Annotated in this window: 16 protein-coding genes; 8 read left to right on the top strand and 8 right to left on the bottom strand. The window is 39.5% G+C overall.

The features are described 5' to 3' along the window. Nucleotides 1-14: 14 nt before the first annotated feature. Complete coding sequence (locus L2567_RS11735; protein WP_235297968.1) at nt 15-443, bottom strand: hypothetical protein; 429 nt, start codon at nt 441-443, stop codon at nt 15-17. Between the two features lie 203 nt (nt 444-646). Here L2567_RS11735 and L2567_RS11730 point away from each other — a divergent pair, with 203 nt between their 5' ends. From L2567_RS11730 to L2567_RS11700, 7 genes are all read left to right on the top strand, one after another. Then, nucleotides 647-1,189, top strand: a complete 543-nt coding sequence (locus tag L2567_RS11730; protein WP_235297967.1) for a phage tail protein — start codon at nt 647-649, stop codon at nt 1,187-1,189. Nucleotides 1,190-1,202: 13 nt separating this feature from the next. Continuing rightward, nucleotides 1,203-1,736: a spermine/spermidine synthase domain-containing protein gene (locus L2567_RS11725; protein WP_235297966.1), complete on the top strand. Its 534-nt coding sequence runs from the start codon at nt 1,203-1,205 to the stop codon at nt 1,734-1,736. 34 nt (nt 1,737-1,770) lie between these two features. After that, entirely contained in the window at nt 1,771-2,973 is a 1,203-nt protein-coding gene (locus tag L2567_RS11720; RefSeq protein WP_235297965.1) for a T9SS type A sorting domain-containing protein, read from the top strand. Nucleotides 2,974-2,980: 7 nt separating this feature from the next. Further along, nucleotides 2,981-3,133: a hypothetical protein gene (locus L2567_RS11715; protein WP_235297964.1), complete on the top strand. Its 153-nt coding sequence runs from the start codon at nt 2,981-2,983 to the stop codon at nt 3,131-3,133. Further along, nucleotides 3,130-5,691 carry an alkaline phosphatase family protein gene (locus L2567_RS11710; protein WP_235297963.1) on the top strand — a complete coding sequence of 854 codons (2,562 nt, stop codon included), beginning with the start codon at nt 3,130-3,132 and terminating at the stop codon, nt 5,689-5,691. The genes L2567_RS11715 and L2567_RS11710 overlap by 4 nt, the downstream gene beginning before the upstream one ends. Nucleotides 5,692-5,709: 18 nt before the next feature. After that, entirely contained in the window at nt 5,710-6,237 is a 528-nt protein-coding gene (locus tag L2567_RS11705; protein WP_235297962.1) for a hypothetical protein, read from the top strand. 70 nt (nt 6,238-6,307) lie between these two features. Next, nucleotides 6,308-7,480: a glycosyltransferase family 4 protein gene (locus L2567_RS11700; RefSeq protein ID WP_235297961.1), complete on the top strand. Its 1,173-nt coding sequence runs from the start codon at nt 6,308-6,310 to the stop codon at nt 7,478-7,480. On the opposite strand, the gene ppgK is transcribed toward L2567_RS11700, so the two are convergent. Genes ppgK through L2567_RS11665 form a run of 7 tightly spaced genes read right to left on the bottom strand, consistent with a single transcriptional unit; the run spans nt 7,477 to nt 16,467 of the window. Then, entirely contained in the window at nt 7,477-8,220 is a 744-nt protein-coding gene (ppgK, locus tag L2567_RS11695; RefSeq protein ID WP_235297960.1) for a polyphosphate--glucose phosphotransferase, read from the bottom strand. The two genes, L2567_RS11700 and ppgK, sit on opposite strands and share 4 nt — an antisense overlap. 7 nt (nt 8,221-8,227) lie before the next feature. Beyond that, complete coding sequence (locus L2567_RS11690) at nt 8,228-9,109, bottom strand: peptidylprolyl isomerase (RefSeq protein WP_235297959.1); 882 nt, start codon at nt 9,107-9,109, stop codon at nt 8,228-8,230. After that, complete coding sequence (locus L2567_RS11685; RefSeq protein WP_235297958.1) at nt 9,102-9,986, bottom strand: peptidylprolyl isomerase; 885 nt, start codon at nt 9,984-9,986, stop codon at nt 9,102-9,104. The genes L2567_RS11690 and L2567_RS11685 overlap by 8 nt, the downstream gene beginning before the upstream one ends. 1 nt (nt 9,987) lies before the next feature. Beyond that, on the bottom strand, nt 9,988-10,371 hold the full coding sequence (locus L2567_RS11680) for a hypothetical protein (RefSeq protein WP_235297957.1): 384 nt from the start codon (nt 10,369-10,371) through the stop codon (nt 9,988-9,990). A 33-nt stretch (nt 10,372-10,404) separates the two neighbouring features. Further along, a complete protein-coding gene (locus L2567_RS11675) occupies nt 10,405-11,622 on the bottom strand; it encodes an FtsX-like permease family protein (RefSeq protein WP_235297956.1) in 1,218 nt (405 codons plus the stop codon). Between the two features lie 3 nt (nt 11,623-11,625). After that, nucleotides 11,626-14,547: a glycoside hydrolase family 3 N-terminal domain-containing protein gene (locus L2567_RS11670; RefSeq protein ID WP_235297955.1), complete on the bottom strand. Its 2,922-nt coding sequence runs from the start codon at nt 14,545-14,547 to the stop codon at nt 11,626-11,628. 21 nt (nt 14,548-14,568) lie between these two features. After that, a complete protein-coding gene (locus L2567_RS11665) occupies nt 14,569-16,467 on the bottom strand; it encodes a tetratricopeptide repeat protein (RefSeq protein ID WP_235297954.1) in 1,899 nt (632 codons plus the stop codon). Between the two features lie 188 nt (nt 16,468-16,655). Here L2567_RS11665 and L2567_RS11660 point away from each other — a divergent pair, with 188 nt between their 5' ends. After that, entirely contained in the window at nt 16,656-17,987 is a 1,332-nt protein-coding gene (locus L2567_RS11660; protein WP_235297953.1) for a PhoH family protein, read from the top strand. Nucleotides 17,988-18,044 lie beyond the last annotated feature (57 nt).

The following is an 18,044-nucleotide window of genomic DNA, read 5'->3' as shown; positions in this document are numbered from 1 at the left end:
CTTTTTTTAACCTATTATTGCGTACAAAATGGAGGACAAGTCTTAGACATGTCGTAAACGTAATTCTTATTATTGGGGTTCATTAAGTCATCCTCGTTTTCATCTGTCCCTACTAACATGAATTTTAGATAATATTTCCCATTTTCTATCTTCTCTAGCCCAAAGTAATACTTTGCACCGGTAGCATTTTCGGCTAATACTTCACTTAAATCAACGATAGGTAAAGTGAAGTATTGAAATTGTGCAGAGGTATCCATAAAGGCTTCACCATCTTTTTCCCATGCATTTCTCCATTTGTTGAATTTTTGGATCGAAATGGTATCTTTCACGCTTACCACATCTTCTATCATCTCCTCTTGTGTCGGAGATGGGGCTGAATCAGCACTTTCGCACGCATAAAATAAGAGAAATAGGGCACATATACAAAAAAGGAAAGTTTTCATTTTTACAATATTTGAGGTTAAGTAATAGAAGTCTAAGATAGTTAAAAATTAGTCAATACGTATAATTACCTATTCTAATTTCAGGTGCATTTGCGCTCAAAATTTTGACCAATTGTCCTCATATTTGAAGTATTCGCAGTATGAAGTTTTAACAACTGAAAGTATAAGACAATATGACTGCATAACTCCTAAAATCAAAGACTATGGATCCATTCATTGGACAAATTATGATGTTCGGCGGAAGTTTTGCACCAAGAGGTTGGGCCTTTTGCGACGGACAATTGCTAGCAATTAGCAGTAATTCAGCACTATTTTCTATTATTGGTACAACTTATGGCGGGGACGGAAGAACAACTTTTGCTCTACCTGACTTACGAGGGCGAGCTCCGATACATGCTGGCACAGGACCTGGTCTAAGTACAAGGCGACTTGGCTCAAAAGGGGGTGAAGAAAGGGTGACCTTAAACACCACCGAAATTCCATCTCATAGCCATAATATGAGCTCGGGAACCATTGCAGTGGGAGCAGAAGGCAAAGGTGTGACTACTTCCGATACGGCAGTAAATAACTTTATCGGAAATAGTGAAGGTGCGTTTAGAACAACTTCTGGTGGAGGAAATTTAGGTGCGTCATTAAATGGCAATACTGGTGCTGCAGGTGGTAATCTTTCCCATGATAACATGAGCCCATTTGGAGTAGTTAATTACATTATCGCTCTTCAGGGAGTATTTCCTTCTAGAAGCTAAAATAAAGCACGGAATGCATGTACACATGTCTTTACCCGAGGTCAGTGAAGGAGTTTGGTCGATAGAGGGTTTTTGTAGAGAAGGAATCTACTATCAAAGATTGATTCAGAACGGCATCATAAAGATGCTCAACACTCCTGAAATCGTAGAAGATTTTGAAGATTTCCTTTTGAAAGCTGAAGGTCATATACTTATCAATGGCTTAGGGATGGGCATGTGTTTATGTTACTTGTTGAAAAAAAGAACAGTAAAATCAATAACAATTGTAGAGCTGGATAAAAGTTTGATTGACTTCATATCGCCATTCTATCGGGATGACGAAAGATGTTCATTCATACATTCGGATGCATATGAATATGAACCTCCTGATGGTCAAACTTATGATTTCGTATGGCACGACGTGTGGACTTATCAAAGTGTCCATAACATATCTGAAATAGAGTATTTGAAATCTAAATATGCAACACTTACTAAATGGCAAGGAGCCTGGCGTGAAAGCAAATGCAGGGCTCAGAGAAAGAAGGAAATGATACTTTCAAATCCTTAGCACACTAATTTTTAACCCTTATAATTCACTATCTATGAAAAATAATGATACTGCCAATAAATGGATGGATTTATATTGCGCTATCAATCAGGGAATGGTTTCTGATCATTTACCATTTGATTTCAAAAAAGGGCTGTTAGTTGCAGCACTTCCACTTTTGTCTGTTAATGCCGCAATTGCCCAATGCCAAGGTGAATTTGCCAATAATCTGACCATTCCGCAGAATGGTTCAGCAGGTGGCGTAGGAATTGATGTTGATGGTGATAATGTAGATGATTTTCTAATATTTGATCCTAATTTCACATGTTGTGGAGGTGGTAATCTTACCCTATTACTGAAACCGATGGGTACAGCGAGAGCTTTTACCAATGGAGGATCAGGAACCGTGGTAAATTTTGCGCCAGGTGCTACCATTAACGGTGGAAACGTTGGTACTTATGGCAATGCGCAATGGTTGGCATTTTCATACGCTGGCAATTTTGGTAATTTTGGTTCACCATTTCCCAAAACCGGATACATTGGTATTACAAAGGGTGGAAAGTTTGGATTTATTGAACTAATTGTACATTCAGGTCCCATCAGTGGATCAACCTCCAGTGATCCCTTTATCATTTCTATTCCCGAAGCAGGATTACAGACTGCAGACCAGACTGTCATTGCAGGAAACTGTTCAACTTTACCAGTAGAGCTTCTTTCTTTCGAGGCAACGGTACAAAGTGAAGATGTCGTTCTGAACTGGACCACCGCATCTGAATATATCAATGAAGGATTTGAGGTCGAAAGGTCTACGAATGGCAAGGATTTTCATCAAATTGGATTCGTTGCAGGTTCAGGATCAATTTCACATGAAAGCAATTATCAATTTATAGACAGGTTGATTCCAACCTCTGGAGAAATATACTATAGGTTAAAGCAATTAGATTTCAATGGCAATTACGAATACTCAAATTCCATTACTGCCTACGTGAGAAAAAGTAAAAATATAATTGGTGATCCACGCCCTAACCCTATCACCGATGGTGAAGTCTACTTTGACATAAATTCAGATCCGAAACAAGATTGGAAGCTAAGTCTCTACAGTTTGGATGGTAGGATATGCAATGAACTAAGAGAAGAAGTGGTCATAGACAGGTCGCAATTGAAGGTAGACATGAGTTCATTTGAAACTGGCATGTACATTTTGAAGATAAGCAATCAAAAGGAGTTCTATTTCAAGAAAATAACGGTTCAAAAATAGAAGTGCGATGAAGAAAAAACAACCCTTTGAAATAGTTGATGTCCATGGTAAAAAAGTAAAAATTACCATATTGGGATCATTGGGACTTCTTGCGCTAGGTTATAAAGGACTGATGGCATGGAGAATTGAAAGACGATCTAACCTCAATACCTTGTCATGAAGCGAAAAGTTTTACTCATTGGCTGGGATGCTGCTGACTGGAAGTTTTTATCACCTTTAATGGATGAAGGAAAGTTGCCTAACCTCACCAAATTGGTGGAAGGTGGAGTCAAAGGCCGTCTTGCAACACTTGACCCACCGTTATCGCCCACACTTTGGACCAGTATTGCTACTGGAAAAAGGCCTTACAAGCACGGAATACATGGATTTACAGAACCCGCTCCAAATGGAGATGGGATTCGGGCGATTAACAGTTCTAGCAGAAAAGTGAAAGCAATCTGGAACATACTTACACAATGTAATATGAAATCCAATGTAGTAGGATGGTGGCCATCTCATCCGGCTGAACCTATCAATGGTGTTATGATTTCTAATTTCTTTCAAAATGCAAGTGGTGATTTTAAGCAGGAGTGGCCGATGAGCTCAGGAAGTGTACACCCAAAGAAATTGGAACCTCTGATCAAGGATTTGAGGATACATCCGCAGGAACTGACTCAGGCGCATATTCTGCCTTTCGTCCCTGATGCATACAAGATTGATCAGACGGTGGATAATCGGCTTAATACGCTGAATAAGATTACTGCCGAATGTGCATCCATACAAAGTGTTGCTACTTATCTTCTTGAACATACGGAATGGGACTTTTCAGCCATATACTTCGACGCAATCGATCATTACTGTCACGCATTTATGCAATTTCATCCTCCCTATAGAGATCATATTGATAAATATGATTTCGAAATCTATAAAGACGTCATCAGTGGAGCATGTATTTTTCATGATATGATGCTTGGCAGACTTATGGATTTAGTAGGAAAAGATACCACAATCATGCTCATTAGTGATCATGGTTTTTATCCTGATCACAATAGGCCTAAATCCATTCCCAATGAGCCTTCAGGACCTGCAATTGAGCATAGTCCATACGGAATTATCGTGGTCAATGGTCCAGGTATTAAAAAAGATGGACTGTTGTATGGCGCAAGTCTGCTGGACATCACACCTACAATTCTGTCGTTATTTGGATTACCTATTGCTCGCGATATGGATGGAAAGGTACTGACTCAGATTTACAGCGATACAACACCTATTGAAAAAATTGATTCATGGGAAGATGTTAAAGGTGATGATGGTAGTCATCCACCTGGAGTGATATCTTCTAAGAAGGAAATACAAGCTGAGCTTCAGCAACTAATAGATCTGGGATACATAGATGACCCGGGTGATGATATACAATTGGCCATTAAAAATACAGTAGAGGAAAATAACTTTTACCTGTCGAGATCATATTATAACGGTAACCAATGGTCCAAGGGTATAGAAATTTTGGAGCAATTACTTAAAGAGTCGCCACATAAAATCAGATACGCTCAATATCTGCTTAAGGGATATTTATCAGTGAAAAATTATAAGAAATCAAGGATACTAATAGATAAAATTAAGGAACAATCTCAAGTTTCTACCCCACAATTGGACATTAATGAAGCCACTTTGCTAATGGCAGAAAGAAAGTATACATCAGCGATAGATATTTTTCAAAAGATTATCAAAGAAGCCGGTCAATTACCGGGAATTGCGCTACGGGTTGCAAATGCATACATCCAATTAAATCAATACCAGAGTGCTGAAAAACTTCTAATTCAAGATTTATTGAGAGACCCTGAAGAGGCTTACACTCATTACACGTTGGGGATTTGTTTTTTCAAGCAAGGTAAATACGAGGCGGCTATCAAATCTTTTGTTGAAGGAATAGGGCTGCACTATTATTTCCCAGCAGCTCATTTCTATATCGGGGAATCGCTGCTTAGATTGGCTCATTACAGAAAAGCCATTGAATCTTTTGAAATATGCCTCAGTCAGGTTCCGGGATTAGAGTCAGCTCTGGAAAAAATCATTTACATCTATGAACAGTACTTAAATGATCCACAGTCAGCTCAAAAGTATAGAGATCAGCTAAAATCTCTAGCATTAGGTGAGATCACGATTGTCTCTGGTCTGCCTCGATCAGGTACTTCTATGATGATGCAAATGTTAAATAGTGCTGGTATGGATATCTACAGTGATGAAGTTAGAAAAGCAGACGAAAGCAATCCAAAAGGATACTTCGAACATGAGAATATCAAAAGCCTTATTAATAATAAAGAATGGATTACCGAGGCTGAAGGCAAAGTGGTCAAAGTAATTGCACATCTTCTACCACACTTGCCCCCCAATTACAAGTATAAAATTATTTTCATGGAGAGAGATGTCACTGAGATCATCCAATCTCAACAAAGAATGATCGTCGGACTGGGAAAAAAGGTGGACGATGAAACGCTCCCACTTCATTTGTACGAGCGTTATAAAAAAACCATTAGAAATATAAAAAAATGGGCAAGTGAAAAGCCGAATGTCGAAATTCTTTATTTGTCTTATTCTGAGGTCGTTTCAAAGCCATTGTTAATGGCAGTAGATGTTGCAGAATTCTTAGAAAATAGTATTGATCCTATAGAACTGATTCGGCCCATTGAGCCAGCATTATATAGAGAAAAAAACTTAGATAAAATCGGGAATAATTAATCATTAAAAAACATAAATATGTCTGACTCCAAATCCATTGCACTTACCATCCAAGCTCCTTTAGTTAATAATTTAGGGGCCAGAATTGTCATCGGAAAAAACCAACTTTATCTCGACTCTTCAAAAATCAATCTTTATTGGATGGTCGTAGTTGATCGAACAGATCTTTCGGTGAAAGCTAACTTCACCTTTAGTACGAATGACAAAGTACCCAAAGAGTTGAATCCATATTTAAACAATTCGCAGTACATTTTAATATTGACGACACAGTTGCTTAAGTCTGCCAACTTACCTGTTGGAGATTTTTACAATTACCTTATAAAGGAAGGTGCAGATCGGGAATTAAAAAGATGTGAACAAATTTTTGCCGCCCTCAATTGCGGCAACTGGGCATACTGGGCGTACTCCTATGTTACCATCATGGGAGACGATACCACGAGTGGCTTTGAATTGTTTGGATTTACGGATTCCACAATTATGACCCTGCAATTGCAACCCGTTAACATCAGCGGAAAAACCTACTACACGCCAGTTGACCAATTATAGAAGTTATTTTTATCAGGAGAGGTGAAGCGTAAATCTTCACTTCTCCTTTCTTGTATCCTTTTTTTATGCCATGAAGAAAATTGTTGCCATTGGATTATATGTTCCGGGAACCGGCTTTACAAGGGTTTTACAATCAATTTTCAATCATTTAAAATCAAAATATGATATCCATTGGATCGGAATAGGATATTCAGGAGCGATATTGGATTTTGGTTACAAAATTTATCCTAATAATGTAAATGGTGGTGATGCCTTTGGGGCCTATTTTGCTAGGGATCTCAGTTCAAAGATTAAAGCCGATTCCATCTTGGTTCTTAATGATTTCTGGGTGCTGAAAAATTATCGCTCAGTTTTTGATCAACTCAAGGCCAACATTACAAAAATCGCTTATGTCCCTTTAGACGGTGAAATTGAAAACGCTGATGCCATAAAGTCGATCAGTATATTTGACAAAGTCGTCTTATATTCCAAGTTTGCCTATGCCGAGACAAAGAAAGCTTTACGCCAATTAAGAAAACATTCCAATCCTTTCGATTCCCCAGAGCTTTTTATCATTCCCCACGGTATTGATATCGGAAGCTTTTATCCAGTAGACCATTCTATAGCGAAAAAGATCTGTTTTCAAAATATTCCCTATGCAGATAAATGTCTTTATATTCTCAATGCCAATAGACCAGTAGAGCGAAAAGGATTGCATTTGACCATCAAAGCTTTTGCCTCTTTACTAAAACAGGTCAAAGAGGAAGTTTATTTAGTATTGCATCAAGCTGGTATTCAATCTAAAGAAAGCCAGGCGTGTTGTGATTTAATCGAAGATCTGGGCATTGGTAAAAAAGTGATACTTAATCCGCTCGGATCCCTGAAATATGCGAGTAATGCCGATCTTAATATTTTATATAATGCTTGTGACATTGGCGTAAATTCAAGTTACGGTGAGGGTTGGGGATTGATAAGTTTTGAACACGCAGCTACAGGTATCCCTCAGATTGTGCCTGACCACACCTCTTGTTCAGAGCTTTGGAAGAATAATGCATTACTTACTAAAGTCGATCGTAAAGTAAAATTTGATACTAATCCGTTTATCATGAGTGAAGTCAATGTGGAACATCTGACAGAAAATATGTTAGATTTGGTTCAGGATCATGAGCTCAGAAACAGATTAGGCCAAGCTGGTTTGAGACATACCAAAAAGAAGAAGCATCAGTGGTCCGTCATAGCTGATCAATGGTCGAAAATACTCTAGTCCATATCCAGAGCCATTGCAGCACCGATGATCCCAGCTTCATTTCTCATTTTAGCGGCTACTATTTTTGCTCTGACCTTTTTAAGATACTTTTCATACTTGTGGAATTTCTTGCTAACTCCACCTCCTAGAATAAAAAGATCGGGACTGAAAAGATGCTCAATGTAAAGTAAAACATTTTGGAGTTCAACAGACCACTCTTTGTATTTAAGATCATTTCTTTCACGTACACTATTGGCTGCATAATGCTCTGCAATGCTTTCTTTATAATGAAGATGTCCGAGTTCGGTATTAGGAATGAGCAGTCCGTTTCTAAAGATAGCTGAACCTATACCTGTACCTAAGGTGAGTAATATGACCGTTCCTTTTACATCTTTTGCTGCACCATGATATCTTTCGGAGATGCCTGCTGCATCAGCATCATTGATCAGTTGGATCCTTGCATCTAACTTTTTTCGAAAATACTTTTCAGCTGGAAAATTCAGCCATTTGTTATGGATGTTTGCGGCGGAAAGGGTGTAACCATAATTGATGATACTTGGAAACCCAATGCCGACATCCTTTCCTTCCCAGTCGAAATGTTTGATGATCTTTTGCATTACCTTGAGTACATGTTTGGGCGTAGATTTATTTGGAGTTGCAAGCTTAAATCGGTCAGTAATCATTTCTCCTTTCTTAGTGTCTACGATTGCTCCCTTGATGCCTGTTGCTCCCACATCTATCCCTAGTATTTTACTCATTGGTACTTTATTTTATCACTGTTATTTTCATTTCAATATTATCTACTGGTCGGTCTCCGGGCCTTGTCTCCACCTCTGCGATCTTGTCAATGACATCCAATCCTTCAATTACTTTCCCAAATACAGTATAATCACCATCCAGCAGCGGATATCCTCCTTCTTCCTTATACTTCTCCCTTTGCAGACGGGTATAGCTATTTCCTTTTCTATATTCTACATTGTCTAGTAGTGCGTCAGTGACTTTATCACCCTGGACTATATAAAACTGTGAACCGGACGATTTCTTCTCTGGATTCACAGAATCTGGTTGCCTTGCAGCAGCCAATGCACCTTTCACATGAAGATTTTCTTCGAGGATTTCTGCATCTATCTGATATCCAGGACCTCCGCTTCCAATTCTCATGTCTTCGCCAGCATTTCTGCTGTTTGGATCGCCTCCCTGAATCATAAATCCGTCGATGACTCTGTGAAAAAGTAAACTGTCATAAAAGCCCTCATTGACTAATTTTAAGAAATTATCACGATGTTTAGGCGTGCTTTCATATAGCTCAATAAGCATATTGCCATACTCAGTCTGTAACTGAACCAAACATCTCTCCGGAGCATTCACGATAACTTTATCTTTAGTGGTGTTCTTTTTGTTTTTTTTGATCGCTGTTAAAGCTACATCATATTGACCAGAAAGGAGGTATTTATGCTCAGGGTTTTCTTCTTTCGATGTATTACCGTCTCCGAAATCCCAAAGATATTGTACTGCATTTTCAGATTGATTTTCAAACTGAACTTCAGCCGGTGCAACATTTTCTTTCTCTGTAATGGTATACTTTGCGATAGGTCTTGCACATGATGAAGCACATACTATGGCGATAAAAACTAGAACTCTACTCATTGATGACTGAAATTTGCATTCTAATGTCTTCTTTTGGTCTATTGTTTCCATCGACGGCCACATTTGTTATTGAATCTATGACTTCCATACCCTCTATGACTTGTCCAAACACCGTATATAGATTATCTAGAAATGGTGTTCCACCCCTTGTGGCATAAATTTCTTCGTGCGTTTCATTGTATACAGTTTGATATTGGCTGGCAACATTGGCTAACTCAATCGGAGAATATTGTTTGCCATCAACAATATAAAACTGAGAACCTGATGATTCATATTCAGGATTCATTCCGTCTGGTTTGCGGGCTGCTGCAAGCGCGCCTCTATAATGTGGAGCTCCGATCTCAGCTTTAATGGTATATGGTGGACTTCCCAGACCTAATTGTTGGCCTGGTTCGGCATCCCTGGAATCCGGATCACCACCCTGTACCATAAATCCGTCCATTACTCTGTGGAAGAGCAAAGAGTCATAATAGCCCTCGTTGGCCAATTTTATAAAATTTTCTCTATGGAGAGGAGTAGTATTAAAGAGTTCAGCGATCATATCCCCGAACCTGGTTTCTATCTTAACTTTGGTGCGAGGAGGTTCCGGAATATTGACATACTGGGTATCCCTGGAAACAGAATTGCCCTTCTTTGCTTCCAATACGACCATTACATCACCAAAAGCTTTGAATTCATGTACAGGATTGGTTTGATTACTGATCGTGCCATCTCCAAAATACCAGGTGTAGCTGTCCGCACTTTTTGTCTTATTGGTGAATTTAATTTGAGTAGGATTTTCTTCACCATTGGCATAAGCTGCAGAAAATTCAGGAGAGGGACCTGAACATGAGACAACTAGTAATATTAAAGAAAGAAAAAATAGTATCGTTTTCATTTTACTGATCTAATGTTTCTAAATCGAAGCCACCATTTTCAAGGTTAAGCTCCTTAAAGTATTCAATCACACACTCTTTAAGCAATGCTTCCTGATCATCAACTCCTTCAAATTCAATGGCGGAAATTTGCTTATAATGAGGCCACGCTTCATCATCTCTTCCCACAAATTCATAGATGCCTTTTCGTGATAATAGTGAACAAACGGCGATGTGCATCAGGTCGACTTTTTCTTCTTTGGTAAATTCAGTTTTCAAGCTTCCCAATTCCTGAACGCCTATCAAAAAAAGTATCGTTTTTAGTTCCGGCAACTCTTGTTTGCCAAAGGCATTTTTCACAATGTGCCGAACTTTCAACCACTCAAATTCTAATTCCCAAGACTCCATAAGCATTTAAAAATGTGTGCAAATATAACAAGGCTATTCCTCTCTCACAAACGACTTTATGGTTTTAGCCCGAAAGGCTGCCGGCATGGACGCCAGAAAACCTATGCCCATAACGGTTAAGATTACAATGAATGTATCCAATGCGCGCATTTCTATTGGGTAAGCATCTATGATGAAACCCTCGGGTATACTGATAATCCCAAAGTTGATCTGAAGTATATAGAACAAATAGGAAAGAAACAATCCAATTGAAACCCCTAAAACACAGATTAATATGCCTTCCAATAAAAAAAGCCACTGTACATCCCGAGAAGTGAAACCCATTGACCTTAAAATAGAAATGTCCTTCTTCTTGTCGAGAACAATCATCCACAGGCAACCCACCAAATTAAAAGCGATGAGTACAAAGGCAAAGCCGGCCAGCGAATAACTGACCCACTTCTCGATGTTCATTAATTTCAAAAACGCTTCATCCTGTTCAAACCTGTTTTTAATAATGAATTGATCACTCATTAGATTATTGATCATATTTCTGACTTCTTCTTCTGCGAATTCAGGTTTTAACTTGACTTCATATGCCCCGATAGAGGATTTGTCCTCACGTAATTCTTGTACGAAATCCAGGTTGGTAATCATGTTTTCAAAGTCTTGCTCTGTCTGAACCGAGAAAGTACCAGCCGGATACATAGGAAGTGAATTGTATTTTCGGGCAAATGGGCTATTGGCATTAAGCCGTGGTATGTAAGCAATGATTGGCGTAAATCCTTCATCGGTATTGATTCCCAACTTACTTGCGATTCCAACTCCAGCCACAACGTAATTGGTATCATCAGATTCCAGGACGAAAACGCCCTTTCTTAGGGTAGAATCAATGGAGGTCACTTTGTTAAAATTCTCATCCACTCCTTTCAGAGTGCCGACTTCTTGTGTTTCATCATATTGAAATAAAACGATCTCCTCAACTGACTTAGAAACCAAATCTACTCCCTCAATTGATGTCAATTTTTTGAGCAATTCAGGGTCATCCTTGAAAGTTTTACCTTCTTTGGGCGTGATGATCAAATCTGGATTATAGGCATTGAATAAACCTGATATTAATCCCTCGAAACCATTGAAAACAGAAAGTATGAGTAAGAGTGCAGCTGTTCCAATCGCCACACCAGTCACTGAGATCCAACTGATGATGTTGATGGCATTCGTAGATTTCTTGCCAAATAAATATCTTCTGGCAATATCCAGCGATAGATTCATTCCTTAGTTATTAATGTACTCCTTATCAGGCACACCCATTGCATTATAAACCACAGTATGGATTCGCTCACGATAATTGCCACGAATATACTTCTTATTATTCATTGAGGGATAGGTGCGATTCGCGAGCATAATAAATACCAGATTGTAGTCAGGATCAGCAAATGCGTATGTTCCTGTAAATCCGGTGTGTCCGAATGCTTTGCTTGAACATTTTTCACTAACGTTCAGATTGTCTTCTTTATTTAAGTCTTTCATATCAAATCCAATGCCTCTTCGTGAAGATCTGGGGTGCCGTGTAGTGAAAAGCTTAATGGTTTCCGGCTTAATGTATTGCCTCCCACCATAATAACCGCCATTTAACAACATCTGCATGATGACGGCCAGATCATGAGCGTTTGAAAACAGCCCGGCGTGTCCCGAAATTCCCCCAAGCATGGCACTGCCCATATCGTGGACATGGCCGTGCACCGTTTGCAATCTGAAGTAAGCATCGTCTTCGCTAGGTACGACTTGATCTTTCGGATACCGGGTGAGTGGATTAAAGAGTGTTCTTTGTAGGCCAAGTGGTTTGTAAAACTCGTCTTCCATGTATTGGTCAAATCGCTTTCCTGTTACATTGCTCACAGCCTGTGACAATAAATAGAAGCCAAGGTCACTGTATCTGTAATTGTTGTTGGATCTCAATTTTGACGAGTATATCTGAACCCACATCGAATCTACGAAATCATTGCGCATATACAGACGGTCAGCAACGGGTACCCTGTGATCTGAATCCATATCTGTTGCATAATACTGCACCAGGGGTTTAGGCACCCGATCTTTAGATACCGTTTGTCGATAGAATGGAATCCAACCTACCAGTCCCGCATGATGGGCCATGATGTCCATAATTTTCAAGTCTTTCTTATCGGTGGTATCGAGTTGCGTCACATATCTGCTCAGCTTGTTGCCCACATTAATCTTACCTTCATCATTCAGTTTCATGACAGCAATGGTCGCCGCAGCAATTTTAGTTACAGATGCCAGATCATAGAGGTCAGAGTTCTTGACGGGGTTTTTCTTGTCATAAGTATGATAACCAAAAGATTTGTTGTAGACAATTTGTCCATCCTTTGCAATCAGTATTTGACAACCGGGTGCTGCTCTGGTTCGGATCATTTCATCTACAATGTCCTGGATGCGCTCCAAAGTATCTGGTGAAATCCCAACTTTTTCAGGTGTGGAGTAACCAAGAGTCATCGCTGCTCTTCGCTCCAGTCCATCCCAGTATTTAAATGTCCTGCCAGCGGACACGGGTAATTTACCATCAATATGCAGTTCGCCGAGCATGGCTTTCGCACTTGCTTCCTGATTCAGATGGTCATCATCGTATGAAACCATGATCGTTTTGAAATTGTCGAAAAATTTTAAGGCATACGGACTTCCGAATACATTGATGATTAAGTTCGTATCATCTTGTAAGCGACTCAAAAGTTTCATGGTGCTCAATTGTATTCCAAATTTACGGCTGGCATATTTATTCATACCGTAAATTCCTGCAATGACCTGGTCGTAATTTTTCAATTTAGAAACTACTTCCTGAATCTTCTCGTCTGATATTTCAGCATCAACATTTAATGTTGTCACTTCCACATTTTCAGCCAAGACAGATTGAAACCTGGTTTTTCCTTCTGAGCCTATATTTAAAATAGCAATGCGCCCACCCGGATTGGTTTGAAGGGGCAGAAGATTATCCTCGTCTCTTACTAAAGTGATCGTTTTTTCGATCAATCGTTTTTTCAGATTTTGCGCCGCCTTGGACTCAATATCTGCCTTAATGCCATTGAGTACAATCTTTGGTTTTTCTTGCAGGCCATAGCGGTACTTTGCCTCAAGAATTCGCTTCACACTTTGATTCAAACGGGTAATCGTGATGGTTCCGTCATCTACTCTCTTTTTAATGGTAGAGAATGCCTTGGGCAAATCAGGTGGTAAAAGCATGACATCATTTCCCGCGAGAAAAGCAATCACTTCCATTTCACCAGGAGGGAAGTTTTTTCTTACCCCTTGCATCTCCAGTCCATCTGTAAAGATCAGTCCCTGAAAATCAAAACTATCCCTCAAATAACCAGTAGTTGTTCTATATGAGAGTGAGGAAGGCACATTTTCTGTGGAGTCTAAAGCAGGCACATGTAAATGGGCTACCATGACACTTTCTATGCCTTTCTCGGTTAAAAGTTTAAATGGCATTAGTTCAACACTATCTAATCTGTCTTTTCCATGAGGTATGACTGGCAAATCGTGATGAGAATCCGTATTGGTATCCCCATGACCTGGAAAATGCTTAGCACAAGCCATCAAACCGTGGTCCTGCATACCCTTCATATAGGCAAATGATTTGGAAGCCACATTAGATGGGTTTTCCCCAAATGAACGGTCGTTAATGACCGGATTTTCGGAATTATTGTTGACATCTGCTACCGGTGCAAAGTTGACATGAATGCCGATTCTTTTCATTTGCCTGGCCACTTCTGCTCCCATATCGTAAATGAGTCGGTTGTCCTGAATGGCTCCTAGTGCGAGTTGTCTCGGATAGCTGATGGAATGACGTGGAAAGCGCATTCCCAATCCCCATTCTCCATCTATTCCAATCAATAAAGGTCGATCCGACAGTTCCTGATATTGATTGGTCAATTGAGCTTGCTTTTCCGGTGTGCCCTGAAAGAAACAGAGACCACCGACTTTGTAGTTTCTGATGTATCGTTCGACCTCGGCAATATGGTCGGGACCTTTGTCAGAATGTGCCCTGATCATGAAAAGTTGACCTATTTTTTCTTCAATAGTCATTTTTTCAAGTTCAGCAAGCGCCCATAATTCGGCATTCTGCTGTCCTAGAAGTGGAAAAGTAAAAAGTGTTAATAGTAAAATCAGCGATTTAGGCATGTATGTTTTCTATATTTAATTTTAAAGTGTTGACCCAAGTTCCTGCGCTCGAGCAGCTGCTTGTTGCGCTTTTTCTTCTTCACCTACAAATTGGTAGGCCTTCGCTAAATTAACGAAGATGGCACCGTTATTTGGTTGTAATTCGGAACATTTTTTAAAATATTTTAGTGCAAGTTCGTGTTTTCCCATGATTCCGTAGCAAGTACCCAGTAAGCGGTTGGTTTCAAAGTCATTGGGTTGCATTTCGATAGCCCTTTCCAGATATTCTAATGACTTACTTAAGTTATTGAGCTTTTCACCCTGGTATCTGCCTGCAGATCTTAGTGCAAGAAATTTGTTTCTCAAGGCATCTGCATAGTTAGGATCCAAACGAAGAGACATGTCATACATGGCTATGGCCTCATCAAACTTCTCCTGATAAAAATAAAGATTGCCTTTGAGCAGATAGGCATTGACGTAATTAGGGTGTATCTCCAATGCCCTACTTAGATGTTCGTGACCTCTTTCGATCAATGCTGTTTTCTCTGGTGAATCAGGCATCTCCTTCACGTGATCACTAATGGCACCACCCGCTGCATTATTTACCTTGGCACTATTCACTGACGTCAACGCATCCGTGGTGAAAAGTGTGAAATTATCTTTCCAGACTGCATTTCTTTTAATGGTTCCAAATGAATAAAGGCCAATAATGAGAAACAATCCTGCAAAGGCTAATCTGCGATCTAATTTAAAGATTAAAATGGACAAGACGCCAGCAAAGCCAAGAGATGGCATAAATACAAACCGCTCTGACATATGAGTTCCGATTGGAAATACCAAATTTGAAACGATGCTGATCGTGACCAGGTAATAAGCAGTAAAAAAAGCCCATGTCTTTTTCCTCCAAATTCCAACAACAGAGGCTATTGCAAGTGCCAAATATACCAGGAGACCTAGCACAGCGGTGGGACTGCTCCATGTTTTGAGGCCAATGTGCCCGGGGTAATAGTCATGAGTCAGTGGCCATGGCACGAACAACAGTTGAATGTATTTCAAAAGGGTATGAAATATGGTGGCTAATTTTTCACTGGTCGTAAAGGGTACATATTGACCACTCTCCACTTTTAAATATGGATTGTTCATGAATTCTGCTGATGGGGCAGCTCCCAAATCAAAACCGATTACTGCAGTTCTGATCACCAGGAAAAGGACGGCCGTTGCTAAAAAAAGGAAACCGGTTTTAAGCGGATTTTTATAAAACACGAAAGCCACTAAAGGGGCCACAGCAACAAATGTGATGGCATTTTCTTTAGATAAAAGGGCCACTAAAAACAATAATGAAGAGAGAACATAATCTTTGATTTCCAGATCTTCAAACCCCTTTCTGACCAGGATAAATAGAGCTGCCAGTGATCCCAGCATAGCCATAATTTCGTCTCTTCCCTTAATATTAGTGACCGCTTCGGTATGAATGGGATGGGCAATAAAAAGCAATGAAATAGCGAATGCAAGGATTCCAGCTACCTGAACATCAAATTTTTGACTGAAAATGCGATTGCAAAACAGATAAATGAGCACGGATAACAATCCATACAGTAGGATATTAATGAATCTATGGATAAAAGGATTGTTTCCGAAAATAGCATGCTCAATGGCAAACATAGCTAAGGTAAATGGACGATAGCGGCCTCCGGAAACAAGTTTGTCCTTTCCCGCTTCACCAAAAAAACCATGAAAGGTATCCTTTGTGAAAATGTCTTTGAGTCCGGCAAAGCCTTTCTGAGTAAATTCATTATCGGTAATGACAATGGCATCATCCAGGGTAAAATCGTGCGTCAATGTATTGGCATAAAGAACAAATCCCAATACAAATATGAGAATGATTCGACTTCTTGAATCATTCAGCCAATTTAAATTCTTTTGAACCTTTTTTTGTACCAACGAAAAAGATTTTTTTACAAATTATAAAGATATATAATATGTATTCATTTATTAATCAATTATTTTATCGTGGGTCAAAAATAATGAATTTGAGAAATTGAAATAGCGAATCGCATAAAATCCAGATTAATTTTTGTGAATACGCTCGACTTATTAGATTATTTTGTAATATTATTGAAAGTTTTAATATGACGCAGCAGAGATCCAGGAAACTTTTCGTACTTGACACATCCGTTTTACTTTTCGACCATAATGCCATTAATAATTTTGAAGAGCACGATGTCGTGATTCCCATCACAGTGTTGGAAGAGCTTGATAACTTTAAGGTGGGTACGGAGACTAAGAATTTTGAAGCGAGAATGGTTGTTCGCTTATTGGATGAACTCTCAGGCAAGACCGGATTAAATAACTGGAAGAGCTTAGGGAGTAAAAAAGGTAATATCAAAATCGTAGCCCCTCCTGCTAATCTTCGTACCAATGCTGAACACGTTTTCGGTTCGATTAAAAATGATCATACCATTCTGAATGTGGCCTTAAGCTTACACGAAAAGTCACGAAGCAGGAAGGTGATTCTGGTTACTAAAGACATCAATTTACGACTGAAAGCCAGGGCTCTTGGTTTAGGTGCCGAAGATTATCAAACCGGCAAGGTGGAAGACCTGGCTGATATTTCTAATAAGACTCCTGAATTTCATAATCTCTCCTCTGAAATCATTAGAGACCTTTATCAGAAGAAAACCATTCCTGAAAGCGGCATATTGAATGGTTCCAAGCTGGCGAATGGCTACTACATCCTCAATAATTGTACTGAAACTGCTTTAGCCCGATATGACGAAGTGACAGATTCCTTACACCGGGTGGATAAAAAGTATGCTTATGGTGTAAAACCGAAGAATGCTGGTCAGACTTTCGCAATGGATGCCTTGATGAATGACGATATTAAATTGATCGCACTCCAGGGTGTCGCAGGATCGGGAAAAACACTTCTTGCTTTGGCAGCCGCGCTAGAACAAAAAACGAAGTTTAATCAGATTATCCTATCAAGACCCATTGTTCCATTAAGTAATCGAGACATTGGATTTCTGCCGGGTGATGCTGAAGATAAGATTTCGCCTTACATGCAGCCTCTCTGGGATAATTTGAAGTTCATTAAATCTCAGTTTAGGGAAAATGAACGAAAAAGTAAAGCACTAGAAGATCTACAGGAAAGTGGCCAATTGAGTCTGACAGCATTGACCTTTATTCGGGGAAGAAGTTTGTCCAATGTTATTTTCATCATTGATGAAGCTCAAAACCTGACACCTCATGAGATGAAAACGATTATTACCAGAGCGGGAGAAGGCACTAAGATCATCTTTACGGGGGACATTTATCAGATAGACTCGCCCTATATGGATGCTCACAGTAATGGATTAAGTTACCTAATCGATCGATTCAAGGGTAATAAAATCTTTGCTCATATCAAACTTGAAAAGGGAGAGCGTTCCGAATTAGCAAATCTTGCAAATGAGCTGCTTTAGTTTCTGTTTTTAGGTCAATGGGCTGAACGGGAGCCCGAACAGTATTGACTGAATTTC

The organism is Portibacter marinus (assembly GCF_021533195.1).
GTDB classification, from domain to species: Bacteria; Bacteroidota; Bacteroidia; order Chitinophagales; family Saprospiraceae; genus Portibacter; species Portibacter marinus.
Note: the sequence above shows the minus strand (reverse complement) of the source record. Positions and strands in the feature narration are given on the sequence as shown.